This window comes from Streptomyces sp. NPDC102462 (genome assembly GCF_044765425.1).
GTDB lineage: Bacteria > Actinomycetota > Actinomycetes > Streptomycetales > Streptomycetaceae > Streptomyces.
In genome coordinates this window covers 1-14,095 of sequence record NZ_JBIWKB010000054.1, presented here as the reverse complement: position 1 = coordinate 14,095, position 14,095 = coordinate 1, and the positions used below count along the sequence as shown (strand labels likewise).

Here is a 14,095-nt window from a genome sequence, read left to right as displayed (position 1 = left end):
TTGGGTGTGCGCGGCGCCGCCGCTGTGGTGACATGCGCCGCGCACACGTGGCTCATGCCGGGGCGGCCGGCTCATGCAGGATCGTGGCATGCAGGCGCCGCGTGTGATCCACATGGCGCTCTGCTCCGGTCACCACGATCCTGGCCGTCAGGCGCGGATCCGCGCTGGATGCGGCCAACCGCACCTCCAGCTCGCCCGGTTCGACGACGCGCCGGCCGTCGCGGCCGGTGAAGGAGGCGAGGTCGGCCGGGAGCGTGACCCTCAGGCGCCGGGCCTCGCCCGGCTCCAGTGCGACCCGGGTGTAGCCGACCAGGCGCTGCACCGGCTGGACGACGGAGGCGACCGGGTCGTGCAGATAGAGCTGGACGACCTCGGTCCCGGGCCGCCCGCCGGTGTTGCGTACGGTGAAGGCGAGGGCGAACTCGCCGTCCGCCGGGGCCTCCTGGACCTCCACGGCCAGGTCGGTCCAGTCGAACCGCGTGTAGGACAGGCCGTGGCCGAAGGCGAACGCGGGGGTCGGGTCGATGGTGGACACGTCGCTGGCGTGCGCGAGCCGCGCCCCGAGGTACGTGCCCGGCTGGGAGCCCGGCCCGCGCGGCACACCGACCGGAAGACGGCCGGAGGGATCGACACGGCCGCTGAGCACTCCGGCGATCGCGTGCGTGCCCTCCTCGCCCGGGAAGAAGGACTGCACGATCGCCGCGGACTCCTCCACAGCACGGCCGAGGGCGTACGGTCGCCCGGCCAGCAGCACGGTGACCACGGGTGTGCCGAGGTCGAGCAGGCTGTCGAGCAGGTGCTGCTGCGCGCCGGGCAGGTCCAGCGTCTCGACGTCACAGCCCTCGCCGCTGGTGCCCCGCCCGAAGAGTCCGGCGCGGTCGCCGAGCACCACCAGGGCGACGTCGGCCTCGCGTGCCACCTCTCCGGCCTCGCGGAGGCCGGAGAGATCCCCGTCGTCGACGCCGGTGCCGCGGACGACCGCGATCTCGGCGTCGGGGAACTCGGCGGCGAGCGTGTCGCGCAGGGTGGGCAGCTCGATGCCGAGGGGGGTCCCGGGGTGGCGGACGCCGATGTGCTGGGGGAAGGAGTAGCAGCCCAGTACGGCGACGGGTTCGTCGGCGTTGGGGCCGATCAGGGCGATGCGGCGCGGCCTTTCGAGCGGGAGGGTGCCGTCGTTGCTCAGCAGCACGACCGCTTCCTCGGCAAGCGTGCGGGCCAGGGCGCGGTTCTCCGGACCGTCCAGGTCGATCCGGCCGCGCAGGGCGGCCGGGTCGTCCGGGTCCGCCCCCTCAAGCGCCGCGGGCACGGGGTTCCAGTCCGGGTCGAGCAGGCCGAGTGCCACCTTCTGGGTGAGTACCCGGCGCACGGCCCGATCGACCAGCGCCTGCGGAATGCGGCCGTCGGCGACGGCCTCGACCAGGGGCGCGCCGTACGTCTTGACGTTGGGCAGTTCGACGTCGATGCCCGCGCGCAGCGCGGTGCCGGCGGCGTCCGCCCAGTCGGCCGCGACGCCGTGCAGGGTCTTCAGGAAGGCGATGGCGAAGTAGTCGGCGACGACGGTGCCGTCGAAGCCCCATGTGTCGCGCAGCAGCCCGGTGAGCAGTTCCTCGTCCGCCGCGGAGGGCACGCCGTCGGTGTCGGTGTAGGCGTTCATCACGGACCGGGCGCCGCCCTCGCGGACCGCCATCTCGAAAGGGGGCAGCAACACGTCGGCGCGCTCCCGCGGCCCCATGGAGGAAGGGGCGAGGTTGCGGCCGGCGCGGGAGGCCGAGTAGCCGGCGAAGTGCTTGAGAGTGGCGACGACGCCGGCGGACTCAAGGCCCTGCACGTAGGCCGTCCCGATGGTGCCGACGAGGTAGGGGTCCTCGCCGATGGTTTCCTCGACCCGGCCCCAGCGGGCGTCGCGCACCACGTCCAGGACGGGCGCGAGTCCCTGGTGGACGCCGACGGACCGCATGTCGCGGCCGATGGCGGCGGCCATGCGCCGCACCGTGTCGGGATCGAAGGTGGCGCCCCAGGACAGCGGAACGGGGTAGGCCGTCGCCCCCCAGGCGGCGAACCCGGCCAGACACTCGTCGTGCGCGAGAGCGGGGATGCCGAACCGGTTCGTGGCGGCGATCCGGCTCTGGGTGCGGGCCAGGGAGAGCGCGCCCAGGGCGGGGTCGACCGGGACGGTGCCGAAGGGCCGGGTCAACTGGCCCAGTCCGGTGGGCAGGAGTGCGTCGAGATCGACGGCCTCCTCCATGTCGTGCTGGTGAGGGGCCACTTCACCGCCTTCGTCGGAGGCGCCCGCCCACACTCCGTACAGCTGGGCGGTCTTCTCCTCAAGGGTCATCGCGTCGATCAACGCGTCGACTCTCGCGGTGACGGAGGCGGTGGGGTCGTTCCAGAGGGAGATTGCGGAGGTGTTCTCTACAGCCACGTCGGCGTTCACTTTCCTCCCACGCCCGCCGGACCCTTGACCAGGGCGGGACGGGCGAACCGGTGGACGAGTGGGACTCGGGGCGGGGCGGACCGCGCCCGGCCTGCGGCAGCGGCCCGGATCCGCTTCGCGGCCTGCCGGGAGCCGGTCCCGCAGCTCATGGGAGCGTCCGGGGACACGGGCCGGTCGCCGGTACGGGGTCGGGTTCCGCGTCCGCGTTCGCGTCTGCGTCTGCGTCTGCGTCTGCGTCTGCGTCTGCGTCGGTCAACGGCTGAACCCTGCGGTCAGACCGCTCAGCAGCTGGCGGCGGCCGAAGGCGTACAGCACCAGCACGGGCAGTGTGGTGAGGACGACGGCGGCGAGCACGGCGGGGACGTTGACCCCGTACTGGCCCTGGAAGGTCCACAGGGCGAGAGGCAGGGTCCGGCGGTCCGGGCTCTGGGTGAGGACCAGCGGCAGCAGGAACCCGTTCCAGATGGTCAGCGCGTTGAAGATGGTCACGGTGAGAATGGCCGGCCGGGTGAGCGGTGCCGCCAGCCGCCACAGCGTCGTACTTCCGCACGTCGACCAGCACGGAGACGCTCTCTGTGGCCATGCCAAGACGCTAACCCGACGGCATCGACGAAGGAACCGCCGTGACTTAGAGGTTGCGCAGATAGGTGCTGTGGGGCCCCGCACGGCTGGGCGTGGACACCATCCGCTTCGGCCGAATCGACACCCTACCCTTGCACTCGCGGCCGGGGCTGGACTCCGACGACGCGATCACCGCCGCCGGGTCGATCACTCCTTTCGGCCCCTTCGGCACCGCCGAGAAGCCGCCGCCTCGGCCCTTTACAGCGGAGCGGCCGTCTGCTGGCGTGCCGGGGGCGAGAAGGCGGCGAACGCAGCGTCCAGCAGGTTGCCAAGGTCTTCTTGGCCGCCGCTCGCACTCCACTGCCCGAGGACGATCCACAGGCATTCGAGTGCTGCTGCTGCGCGCACGTTGGCGATGACCGGTGATCCGTCGGCCGAGGAGGCCGTCTCCCGCAGCCGGGCGACGATCTCCGGTCGCCATTCAGTCTGCTTCTCGCGGAGCCGTGCGCACAGGGCCGGAGTCTGGTCGACGAGGCCGAGGATCGTCACGAGTTCCTGGACATCGCGCACGAGGAATGTCACGGCTGATTCCAGGGCGTTGCGCAGCCTGTCCCAGTCGTCCTCGTTACCCCGGTCGGCATCGAGCGCGTCGGTGATGACGTCACCGACGGGGTCGAAGACGAACAGGACTACGTCCTCCTTGGTTCCGAAGTAGCGCAGGAAAGTGCTCCGCGACACTCCGGCGGCCTCGGCGAGGTCGGCGAAGGTGACCTGGTTGAAGCCGGTGAGGCAGAACCGGTTGAACGCCACGCGGGCCAGCTCTGCTCGTACCGCGTGGCGGCCGATCTCACGGGTACCGACGGGTGCTGCACTCATGGAGCCAAGTGTACTGTGCCACACTCGTTTGCTTTTATGCACCTTGATTCATAATCTGATACTCAGTGTCAGTCGCGACACTGAGAGTCGCGACGCTTACCCGGTCGGCGGCACGGTCATGCGCCGGCCTTCGTGTGAAGTGGAGCCACCCCATGAGCTACGACGACCTCTTCGCCCTGACGATCGACGTCTCGGACGGGGTCGCGACGGTGACAATCGATCACCCGCCGCTCAATCTGATGGACGCGTTCCTGCTGCCGTCCCTGCGGGCGTTCATCGCGCGGGTGCGTGACGACGCCGACGTCCGCGTCATCGTCTTCGAGAGCGCCGACCCGGAGTTCTTCATCGCGCACGGTGACATGGCCTACCTCACCGACCCGGACGCGCTGCCCAAAGCCACCCGCGCCGCGATCGCGGCCGCACCGGACGCGACCATTCCCGAGGGGCTGAACATCCTCCAGGCGCTGAGCGAGGAGGTCCGCTCGCTGCCGCAGGTCACCATCGGCAAGCTCGCGGGTTTCGCGCGCGGCGCGGGCAACGAGTTCTTCATGTACCTGGACATGCGCTTCGCGGCGATCGGCAAGTCAGGGCAGGGGCAGCCGGAGTCCTTGATGGGGATCCTCCCCGGAGGCGGTGGCACGGTGAACATGACGCGCCTGGCGGGCCGGGCCCGCGCGCTGGAGCTCATCCTCGGCGCCGAACTCGTGGGCGCGGAACTCGCGGAACGCTACGGCCTGATCAACCGTGCGCTGCCCGCCGGGGAACTCGATGCATTCGTCGGCACCCTGGCCCGACGGATCGCCGGCCTGCGACCGGAGGTCATCTCCATCACCAAGGCCGCGGTCGACGCGATCGCTCCTCCGATTCCTCACACGGCGTACGCCGTGGAGAACGAGGGCCTGTACGCGGCGTTCGGCGACGCCCTCCGCTACGACGGGGTCCGCGCCTGCCGCCTGGCGGTCTTCCGCTGGACCACGCGCTACAACACCTGCCGACGCCACTCGGCGAACGGACAGCAGGCGTCGATCGCCTACGAACAGCAGTCAGCTACCCTGACACTTGCCGCATAACGACACGAACAGGTGTCCACTCCTCGGGGACAAGGCCCAACCACTATCCGAGCGCGCAAGTGCTGCGGCATCAATCGGCGGCGGACACGTCCACGACTGGATGTGTGAAATGGCCGTGGTTCGCGCTGCCGGTGACCAGCCCTTGATGGTGCGGGCCGGCACGGCGATGTCGCCCTTCGGTGGAGGACCAACCATCGAAGTCCTTGAAATCGATCTGGGTCTGCCATGGGCCGGCGCCGCAGGGGACGAGCCGATCCTCCTCGGCGACCTGCCGGTCGACCGCTGCGGCATGGTGCTCGGCGATGCGCTTGCCCTGGACTCCTGGACCGGAGACGGCCACCCATCAACCGACGGCCTTGCCGATGTCGCCTACTGGGGGGCCTGGCGGAGGCCGCCCGTCGTCAGTTCGGCGGAGACCTGATCTTGCGACACGGCAGTCGAGTGCGAGGGTGGCTCGACCTCCCGCTCGACGACGCCAAAAAGCTCGGTGACGCCCTCAACGCCTGGAAAGGCGACGAACAGGACCGGGGCGTCATAGTTGCAGTCGACGAGCACACCGACTTCCACCGCTTCAACCGCGCCAGTTGGGCCCACCCGCTTCGGATCGGCGCCATCAAGGTCGCCGACTGCCCCGTGCTGGGATCAACTGGGACAGCGGCGACCACTCGATGAGACATCGCGGCGAGCGCCGCTCCGGACAGGTCTATCCCGTGACTCTTCAGCCTGGCTCCACGGGCCAGACAACGATGCGCTGGACGATCCCGCCCTACGGTCCCGGTCACGACGGCGCAGAGTGATCAGCAGGCACCACCGACCACTGAAGGTGACCAAGCTGGAAACCGCTGGAGAATACGCGACACCTCAACATGCGGGCCTACCAGTCCCGAGGCCGAAGACGGCCGGGAAATACGCGGTGTCCGGGCCCTGTGGCGACCTGCTGCCGGTGGACCGTTTCACCCACACCCGTTCCCGCCGCGCCCGCGCCTGACCCGTCGGCGGGGGCCGGTCCTCCGGCTTGACTTCGAGCGTGCTCCAAGTCCTAGCGTCGGAGGCGTTCGTCAGCCCTCGATCGAGGTACCGCCCGGTCCGCCGGGCAGGAGGAGTATCCGCGCATGATCACCCGAACCACGCTCGGCTCGCCCGGTCTCACCGTCAGCGCGATGGGCCTGGGGTGCATGGGGATGAGCGAGAGCTATGGCGCCGCCGACTGGGACGGCGGCCTGGCCACCATCGACCGGGCCCTGGAGCTGGGCATCACGTTCCTGGACACCGCCGACGCCTACGGCACCGGGCACAACGAGGTGCTGGTGGGCCGGGCCATCCACGGCCGCCGGGACCAGGTGCAGCTGGCCACCAAGTTCGGCATCGACCGCAGTGCCGGCGACCGGGCACGCCGCATCCGCGGTGCCCGGGACTACGTGCTGCGCTCCTGCGACGCCTCGCTGCTGCGGCTGGGCGTCGAGGTGATCGACCTGTACTACGCCCACCGCCCGCCCCAGGACGTGGAGATCGAGGAGACCGTCGGGGCGATGGCCGAGCTGGTCGAGGCGGGCAAGGTCCGCCATCTGGGCCTGTCCGAGGTCGACGGCGAGCTGCTGCGCCGGGCGCACGCGGTGCACCCGATCACCGCGGTGCAGAGCGAGTACTCGCTGTGGACCCGCGACGTCGAGGCGGTCACCCCGGTGATGGCCGAGCTGGGGGTCGGGCTGGTGCCGTACTCGCCGCTGGGGCGGGGGTTCCTGACCGGCACCCTGGACCGCTCCACACTGGGCGAGAAGGACTTCCGGCGCTCCAACCCCCGCTTCGCCGGCGAGGCGGGCGAGGCCAACGAGAAGATCGCGCAGACCGTGCGCGAGGTGGCCGACCGGCTGGGTGCCACCCCGGCCCAGGTGGCGCTGGCCTGGGTGTACGCCCAGGCCGAGCGGCTCGGGGTGGCGGTGGCGACCATTCCGGGTACCCGCAGCCCTGCCCGGCTGGAGCAGAACGCGGCCGCGCTGGAGCTCACCCTGGACGCCGAGGCGCTGGCCACGCTGGACCCGCTGAGCGACCAGGTGATGGGCGAGCGCTACACCCCCGCGCACACCGCTGAGGTCGCTCGGGGTTAGCCGGTGGGCTCGACGCGCACGACATCCGGCTCGACGACGTCGTTGAGGTCGCGCCCACCGGTGACCTCGCCGGTCACGACCAGCTGGGGCCGGCCGGCGGTGCCCCGTCCTGTTCGACGGCGAGGATCGCACCCCGTGGCTTTGTCCACGACAACCGGTTCCTCGTGGACAAAGCCACGCCCCGGTTGCCGGAGCCCGGAGCGATCTCGCCGTAGGAGACCAGCGCCCGGTGGTCGACCGGGTCGAAGCGCGATGCTCGGCAGTACTGCTCCGGGCACTCCAGCGCGCATCCAGGACCGCGGTCGCCAAATTCGCGTGGCACGGCCGCGAACAGATCGGCCTGCTCACAGTCCGCGGCACCGCGATCGCCCTGCATGACCTTCTCTCGCCCGACGAGATCCGCGACCCCTCCCCCGCCGCCGGCCCGGCCCGGCCCGCTTGGAGGATGACGAGATCGACCAGGCCGTGGCCCTGATCGAGGCCATGACCCGCGACCACCTCACCGGCCCCGAGCTCACCAACCACTACACCGACGCCCTCCGCGCAGTCATCGAGACCAAGCAGGAAGGCCACCACCCCGAAACACCCGCACCGGCCCGGCCGGGACACTTGGTGAACCTGATGACCGCCCTCGAGGAATCCGTGGACAAAGCCCGGGCCGCACGCGGCGAGGACGGTGCCGGCATCCACCAGGAGCCGGACCCAGCGGCGAAGGCCACAGCCCTGAAGGCACCGAAGGCGCGGCCGAGCACGAAGGCGTCCCCTGGGCAGCCCCGACGATGATCTGCCCCGACCACCACGAGGGCTCCGGCCGTTTCCGGACAGCCCCGGGGTGACCATCCCGCGCGGAGCCCGTCATCCGAACACGGCGACCAGCCGTCCGATGACTTCTCCTCGCTCAAGGCGGCCGATTCCGTCAGCGATCTCCTCGAACCCGATCTCGGTGATGCGCGAGGACAACCTGCCTTCGGCGACGAGATCCAGCACCGCGACGCAGTCCTCCTTCGTCCCGGCCTGCGAGCCGACGAGCTCCACCTCGTTGAGTGTGAGCGCCTGGAGGTCGATCTCGCCGCGCGCGCGACCGAGGCCGACCTGGACGATCCGTCCGCCGCGGCGGACGGAATGGATCGCACCGTCGGTGGTCGTCCCGAACCCGGCGAAGTCGATGACCACGTCGAGTCCCTCGCCGGCGAGGTCGGTGATGTCGCTCACAACGCTTTCGGCACCGAGCGAGCGGGCGAAGTCGTGCACGCGCTCGTTCTTCTCAGCGACGAAAAGCCTGGCACCAAGTGCGAGCGCGGTCTGCGCGCCGAGCGAACCGAGCCCGCCGAGGCCGATGATGCCGACGCGGGCGCCGGGAGAGACGCGCCCCTGCACGGAGACCGCGTGGTACGAGGTCAGACCTGCGTCGGTGGCGGCTGCCGCCTGATCGAACGGCACGCCATCGGGCAACGCGACGACGAGCCGTTCAGGGACGACGACCTCGTCCGCGAACCCGCCGTTCAGCGATGTTCCCGGCCCTTCGATGGCTGCCGGAATGACGACCTTCTGGCCTACGGAGAACTCGGTCACATCAGGTCCCACGGCGGACACGATGCCCGCGATCTCGTGACCCAGCGTGATGGGCCGGAACGGCAGCAGCGGCGTCAGTGTGCCGTCCAGGAATCCGACGTCGCTGTGACAGAGTCCGGCGGCGCGGACGTGAACGACGAGCTCGTCGGCGGCTGGTGCCGGTGCCGGCACCTCGCTCATGGTGAGGGGTTTCCCGACTTCGGTGAACTGCCATGCACGCATCGTCTGCTCCTGACTGATTACTGATACCAGGTGCCAAAAATACTCCTCTACGCTCGGACGATGACAAGCCCCCGTACGCGCCGCGGACGACCGCCGGCCTCGACCCGCGAAGCCCTTGAGGAGATCGCCTTCGAGCTGTTGCTCCGCGACGGCTACGAGGCCACGACACTCCAGGCCATCATGACCGCCGGCGGTGTCGGCCGCTCGACGCTGTTCCGCTACTTCGGCTCCAAGGCGGGCATCGTGTGGGGTGAGTTCGACCGCGCCGTCGAGCGGCTGCGGTCGGCCCTGCGGGACGCCGACGACGTACCCGTCATGGCGGCCGTGCGATCGGCGGTCGTCCGGTCGACACGCCTGTCCCAGGCGGCGGCACCGGACTCATGGCTCGACCGCTTCCGCGTGCTGGACCGGGACCCCGCGCTCGCCGCGGAGACCGCCGCGCACTGGCGCGTATGGGCCGAGACGGTGAGCCGCTACGCGGCGGAGCGCACCGGACTCGACGCGGGCGCTCCCGTCCCGGCCGCGATCGGCGGCGCCGTGCAGGCCGCCTACGTCGCGGTGCTCAGGCGTTGGACCACCAGGGACGAGCCGGTCGACTTCGGCGAGCTGGACGACGCACTGCGCCCCGTCACCGACGCCTTCCAGACGCTGCTCAACGGAAGGGACCTGTCCTGACCTGACGCGACCCCCCACGTGTATTTTGGCACCAGGTCCCGAAAGTCGGGTGCCTCATAGGACGAAGGAGTCCCTGCCATGGCCCGTCTGGACAACAAGGTCGCGATCATCACCGGAGCGGGCCGAGGGATGGGTGCCTCGCACGCCCGCCGCTTCATCAAGGAGGGGGCGAAGGTCACTCTCACCGACGTCAACGAGGCCGCCATCCGTGAGCTCGCCGAAGAACTCGGGGACAACGCGCGGTACACGGTGCAGGACGTCACGAAGGCCGACGACTGGCGGCGCGTCGTGGAGGAGACCGAGGCGGCGTTCGGTGACGTCACCGTGCTCGTGAACAACGCGGGCATCCTGGGACCGATCGCCAAGACGGCGGACCTCGACGAAGACGACTACCTCAAAGTCTGTGCCATCAACCAGCACTCCCAGTTCCTGGGGATGAAGGCGGTCATCCCGTCGATGCAGCGCGCGGGCATCGGCTCGATCGTGAACATCTCGTCCCTGGCGGGTCTGCGGGCCAACTACGGGTTCCCGAGCCTCGCCTACGTGGCCAGCAAGTTCGCGACCCGGGGGATGACGAAGGCGACCGCCCAGGAGTACGGGCGCGACAACATTCGCGTGAACTCCGTGCACCCCGGCTTCATCAACACGCCGATGATGGTCGAGGCGACCGACGAGGAGGGCGGTGACGCGCTGGCACAGATCTTCCTCGGCCGGCTCGCGGAGCCGGACGAGGTGTCCTCGCTGGTGCTGTTCCTGGCATCCGACGAGTCCTCCTACATCACCGGCGCGGAGCACAAGATCGACGCCGGTATGTCAGCATCCTGACGCCTCGCTGCCGACCGTGGCAGCGAGGACCACGGCGACGGGCAGTGACCGTGCTCAGGCGCAACGGCCGTCGCCGTGAACGGGGAACCAGGTCAGGCGCAAGCCGTCGGCCGACCCGGCGACGGTCACGGAGTCACTGCGAGGTGGGCCTGGACCTCGCCGGTGAGGCCTTTCGCGGCGCGTGAGATGACCATTTGGTCGACGTCGGGCAGGTGCTTCTGCCGTTTCTTGACGATCTTCGGTTCGAAGGAGCCCTCGCGGTCGCGAGGCACGGTTGTCTCCACCGGCCCGACGTGGGTCAGCACGGTCTTGGAGCGTTTGCCGTTGCGGGAGTTGCCGCCGTTCTTGCCGGCCGCGTCGTGCTTGTCATAGCCGAGGTGGTCGGTGACCTCACCCTCCAGGGCAGCCCGCCCTCGCCGGTCAGCCACAGACTCTCGGCCTGGGCCCGGCTCACCAGCTCGTCGATCAACTGGTCGTCCACGGACTTCGCCGACACCGCCTCTGCCGACTCGACAGACTTCGGCTCGGACACGTCTCACTGGTCATCGATGCCTCTTCCATGATCGGGAGTTACACCGAACGTCTGGGTCTGTTCCGTAGTCGGTGGTGACGGACGGTGTGGTCAGCCCAGGAGGATGCGGTGGCGGAGGAGAGGGAAGCTCGCGCGGCCGTACATCTGGCGCTTGATCAGCTTGGTTTTGTTGTTGACGCCTTCGGTGCCGCCGTTGTGGTGCGGCAGGGTGAGGGCGGCGTCGACTGCGGCGCGGTCCTTCTCGAGGCCCCGGGTGAAGGCATGCAGGTGGGGCAGGTCCTCGGCCTGGGCCGAGGTGATCCAGGTGCTCAGCAGGGCGGCATTGCCGTCGGCGGGATCCAGCAGCACGGCGAAGCGGTGGATGAGGTCGGCCAGAGCGGTCATCTCGTGGCAGGCGGTGCGGGCGGCCTCGATGCGTTCTCGCTGGTGGTCCTTGAGGCGGTCGGGGCGGGTGAGCAGGTAGCGGGCGAGGCGCCGGGGCGAGAGTGCGGGCCGGTCGGCCTCGACACGGCCCTGGTTGATGTAGCGGACCAGCAGGTTCGAGCTGCCGGTGTAGCCCAGCTCCCTGATCTCCTCGAGGAGATGGGTGACGGGGACGGCCGGATTCTCCAGCCGGCGCCGGCGCAGGTGATCGCGGTAAGGATCCACGAGGGTGGGCCGGTACTTTGGGGCGCGGATGAGGCGCTCGGGCTCGGCGACGCGGTCGTAGCGCTTGACGGTGTTGAGAGCCAGGTTGAGGCGGCGTGCGCACTCCAGAAGCCCGACTCTGCGCTCGCGCAGGGCGTGGACCTGCTGCCAGCGCTCGCGGGTGGTGGCGGCCTGTCTCCCCTCAGCCAGGGGCGGGCCCGCTTTCGCCCAACAGGTGCTGTGCGCGGCCACTTCTTTGCGGACGGCCTCGGCAAGGTTGTGCCACAGGTGCCAGCGGTCGCTGATCTGGACCGCGTCGGGCAGGGCTCGGCGGACCGCCTCGGCGTAGGTGGCCGATCCGTCCCGGCACACGGCCTCAATACCCGGATGCCCGCGCAGCCAGGCTTCCAAAGTGGCGGCTTCGCGGCCGGGCAGTACCTCGATTCGCTCACCGGTCTCGGCGTTGATGATGACCGTGGCGTAGCTGTGCCGGCGCCGCAGGGCGAAGTCGTCGACCCCGATCACCCGCGGGATCCGCACTTCCGGCACGGGCACCCGCCGCAGCAGCCGCAGGGCGGAGGCGTACGAGACGGGCACGGCCAGAGATCGGGCGAGTCGGGCGGACGCCCGGCCGCATAACTCCCTGACCAGCTCGGAGAGCTGGCCGGTCAGCCGTGTGGTGCGGCGCTGATGGCGCTCCAGGAGCCCGGGGACCTGCTCTCGGAAGGTCTGCCGCCTGCAGCCCAGGACCGGACAGACCAGCCGCCGTATCCGCACCCGGACCACGACCTGCCGGCCGTCGACCGGCACATCCCGCACCGTCCGGCCGTGATACCCGTGGACCCTCCCCGTCACCACCCCGCACACCGGACAGGGAACGGGAACATCCCGGGTCCGAGCCGAAACCCGGACTATCTCGCCACCGTCCGCCACATCCTCGATGACCAACGCCGACAACCCCGAAAACACCGTTCCCACAAGCGTGTTCGCATCATGCACGCTGAATGATCACAGTGGAGCACTCACCGTCACCACCGACTACGGAACAGACCCGAACGTCTTACAGTCCCCAGGTCGGCCTTTTCAGTGAGCTGTGGCTGAGACGGCTCAAGCGCTGAGGGCGTGTCGGTGCGGGTGGCGCGGATTGCGGTGAGGCCCAGTAGCGGCATGAGGCCGAGTGTGGCCATGATCATGCCCACCAGGGCCGGCCCCGTCAGACCCAGCGAGGAGTCCAGTGCGATGCCGGCGATGAGGGAGCCGATCGCGATGCCGAGGTTGAAGGCCGAGGCCGACAGCGCGTAGGCGAGGGTGGGCGCGTTGCTCGCGAAGCGTACGGCCAGGGTGGTGGAGACCGGAGGTACCGACTGGCCGGCCAGACCCATGAGTACCAGAAGTACGACGGTGGCCACCGGGTTGGTGGACAGCGGGGTCTGCAACAGGACCAGGGCCAGGACTGAAAGCTGGGCAGCGCCGATCAGTGAGGCCAGTGGCCTGCGGTCGCCGAGGCGTCCGCCGATGTTCGTACCGATCAGGGCGCCGACGCCGTATCCGACGAGGATCAGGGAGACGGCACTGGCGGGGATGCCCGCCCGGTCGGTGAGCAGCGGTGCGACGTAGGAGTAGACGGCCATGACTCCGCCCAGCAGCAGCACGCCCGCGACCCATGTGAGCCAGAAGCGGCCCGAGCGCAGCGCCGCGAACTGCGACCGTACAGAGGGCGCAACCTCGGTGTGGGACGCAGCGGGGATGAACCGGCCGATGATCAGGGCGACGACACCCGCAAGGACGGCCAGGGCCCAGAACGCGCCGCGCCAGCCGATGTGGTTGCCGACCAGGGAGCCGAGCGGGACACCGATCACGGTGGCCAGGCCGATACCGCTGATGATCATGCCCGAAGCGCGGGCACGGGCCGTGGGGGCGACGGCGGCGACGGCCACGGCGCCGGCGACGGCCCAGAAAGTGCCGGTGGCGAACGCGGTGATCACACGGGCGATCAGCACGAAGGCGAAGAAAGAGCTGAGTGCGGCAATCGCATGGCCGAGAGCAAAGACGGCCAAGGCCAGCACCAGTGTCAATCTTTGGGGCAGCCGCAGCGTGGCGATCGCCATCGCGGGCGCGCCGACGATCATGCCGATGGCGAAGAACGTGATGAGCAGACCTCCTCGGGAGACGCTGACCCCGAGATCGGAAGCCATCTCGGGCAGGATGCCCGCGACGATGAACTCGGTGGTGCCCATCAGGAACGTGCCGAGCGTCAAGAGCCAGACGACGAACGGAAGCTTGGCGGATTGCTTCGCGGAAGAAGACATCAGTGGTGGAACCTTCGTGGCTTGAAGTATGTGGAAACCGTTCGAAGAAGAGGCCCCGGGGGTTGGCCGCCCGGACGGGGTGCCGCGTCACTGGCGGTCGTCGCCTGGTGGCCGGTGGCGAGCATGTTGCGTAGCGCGATGGATGTCGCCCGTGCTGGGTCCGGGTGACGTGAGGCCCCGCGGGCGGGAATCCGGGGCTTGACCCCGGATCTTGGACACCCGAGAGACTTGGATCTTGAGTCCAGGAGAACGGATGTCCCGTGGTCATGAAGCACTATCCGCCAGAG

The 14,095-nt window shown here is 69.7% G+C and carries 14 protein-coding genes and 2 pseudogenes; 8 read left to right on the top strand and 8 right to left on the bottom strand.

The annotated features are described in order from the left end of the window. Positions 1–52: 52 nt before the first annotated feature. From ACIRFL_RS33815 to ACIRFL_RS33805, 3 genes and pseudogenes are all read right to left on the bottom strand, one after another. Positions 53–2,434, bottom strand: a complete 2,382-nt coding sequence (locus tag ACIRFL_RS33815) for a glycoside hydrolase family 3 N-terminal domain-containing protein (RefSeq protein ID WP_404036244.1) — start codon at positions 2,432–2,434, stop codon at positions 53–55. Between the two features lie 252 nt (positions 2,435–2,686). Further along, a pseudogene (locus ACIRFL_RS33810) lies at positions 2,687–2,974 on the bottom strand (ABC transporter permease subunit); the annotation flags it as partial. A gap of 279 nt (positions 2,975–3,253) precedes the next feature. After that, the gene (locus ACIRFL_RS33805) at positions 3,254–3,871 is read right to left on the bottom strand and encodes a TetR/AcrR family transcriptional regulator (protein WP_404036241.1); all 618 of its coding nucleotides are present in this window, start codon (positions 3,869–3,871) and stop codon (positions 3,254–3,256) included. Positions 3,872–4,023: 152 nt separating this feature from the next. On the opposite strand from ACIRFL_RS33805, the gene ACIRFL_RS33800 reads away from it, so the two are divergent. From ACIRFL_RS33800 to ACIRFL_RS33785, 4 genes are all read left to right on the top strand, one after another. Continuing rightward, complete coding sequence (locus tag ACIRFL_RS33800) at positions 4,024–4,941, top strand: enoyl-CoA hydratase-related protein (protein WP_404036238.1); 918 nt, start codon at positions 4,024–4,026, stop codon at positions 4,939–4,941. A 109-nt stretch (positions 4,942–5,050) separates the two neighbouring features. Beyond that, the gene (locus ACIRFL_RS33795; RefSeq protein ID WP_404036235.1) at positions 5,051–5,362 is read left to right on the top strand and encodes a hypothetical protein; all 312 of its coding nucleotides are present in this window, start codon (positions 5,051–5,053) and stop codon (positions 5,360–5,362) included. A 20-nt stretch (positions 5,363–5,382) separates the two neighbouring features. Then, a complete protein-coding gene (locus ACIRFL_RS33790) occupies positions 5,383–5,613 on the top strand; it encodes a hypothetical protein (RefSeq protein ID WP_404036232.1) in 231 nt (76 codons plus the stop codon). 440 nt (positions 5,614–6,053) lie between these two features. Beyond that, on the top strand, positions 6,054–7,046 hold the full coding sequence (locus ACIRFL_RS33785; RefSeq protein WP_404036229.1) for an aldo/keto reductase: 993 nt from the start codon (positions 6,054–6,056) through the stop codon (positions 7,044–7,046). Here the strand turns inward: ACIRFL_RS33785 and ACIRFL_RS33780 are convergent. Then, positions 7,043–7,195, bottom strand: a complete 153-nt coding sequence (locus tag ACIRFL_RS33780) for a hypothetical protein (protein WP_404036226.1) — start codon at positions 7,193–7,195, stop codon at positions 7,043–7,045. The two genes, ACIRFL_RS33785 and ACIRFL_RS33780, sit on opposite strands and share 4 nt — an antisense overlap. An 80-nt stretch (positions 7,196–7,275) precedes the next feature. On the opposite strand from ACIRFL_RS33780, the gene ACIRFL_RS33775 reads away from it, so the two are divergent. Both ACIRFL_RS33775 and ACIRFL_RS33770 read left to right on the top strand, forming a co-directional pair. Then, a complete protein-coding gene (locus tag ACIRFL_RS33775; protein WP_404036223.1) occupies positions 7,276–7,521 on the top strand; it encodes a Ku protein in 246 nt (81 codons plus the stop codon). Further along, entirely contained in the window at positions 7,485–7,829 is a 345-nt protein-coding gene (locus ACIRFL_RS33770; protein ID WP_404036220.1) for a hypothetical protein, read from the top strand. The genes ACIRFL_RS33775 and ACIRFL_RS33770 overlap by 37 nt, the downstream gene beginning before the upstream one ends. Before the next feature lie 72 nt (positions 7,830–7,901). Here ACIRFL_RS33770 and ACIRFL_RS33765 read toward each other — a convergent pair whose 3' ends face one another. After that, complete coding sequence (locus tag ACIRFL_RS33765) at positions 7,902–8,840, bottom strand: zinc-binding dehydrogenase (protein WP_404036217.1); 939 nt, start codon at positions 8,838–8,840, stop codon at positions 7,902–7,904. Positions 8,841–8,900: 60 nt separating this feature from the next. Here ACIRFL_RS33765 and ACIRFL_RS33760 point away from each other — a divergent pair, with 60 nt between their 5' ends. Both ACIRFL_RS33760 and ACIRFL_RS33755 read left to right on the top strand, forming a co-directional pair. Continuing rightward, positions 8,901–9,515: a TetR family transcriptional regulator gene (locus tag ACIRFL_RS33760; protein WP_404036214.1), complete on the top strand. Its 615-nt coding sequence runs from the start codon at positions 8,901–8,903 to the stop codon at positions 9,513–9,515. 78 nt (positions 9,516–9,593) lie between these two features. After that, positions 9,594–10,340 carry an SDR family NAD(P)-dependent oxidoreductase gene (locus ACIRFL_RS33755; RefSeq protein ID WP_404036212.1) on the top strand — a complete coding sequence of 249 codons (747 nt, stop codon included), beginning with the start codon at positions 9,594–9,596 and terminating at the stop codon, positions 10,338–10,340. A 137-nt stretch (positions 10,341–10,477) separates the two neighbouring features. Here the strand turns inward: ACIRFL_RS33755 and ACIRFL_RS33750 are convergent. The 3 genes and pseudogenes from ACIRFL_RS33750 to ACIRFL_RS33740 form a co-directional block, all read right to left on the bottom strand. Beyond that, a pseudogene (locus tag ACIRFL_RS33750) lies at positions 10,478–10,744 on the bottom strand (transposase); the annotation flags it as partial. Between the two features lie 218 nt (positions 10,745–10,962). Then, positions 10,963–12,468 (bottom strand): ISL3 family transposase, encoded by a 1,506-nt coding sequence (locus ACIRFL_RS33745; RefSeq protein WP_404036209.1) that lies wholly within the window; start codon positions 12,466–12,468, stop codon positions 10,963–10,965. Positions 12,469–12,527: 59 nt separating this feature from the next. Further along, positions 12,528–13,808: an MFS transporter gene (locus ACIRFL_RS33740; protein WP_404036207.1), complete on the bottom strand. Its 1,281-nt coding sequence runs from the start codon at positions 13,806–13,808 to the stop codon at positions 12,528–12,530. Positions 13,809–14,095: the final 287 nt, after the last annotated feature.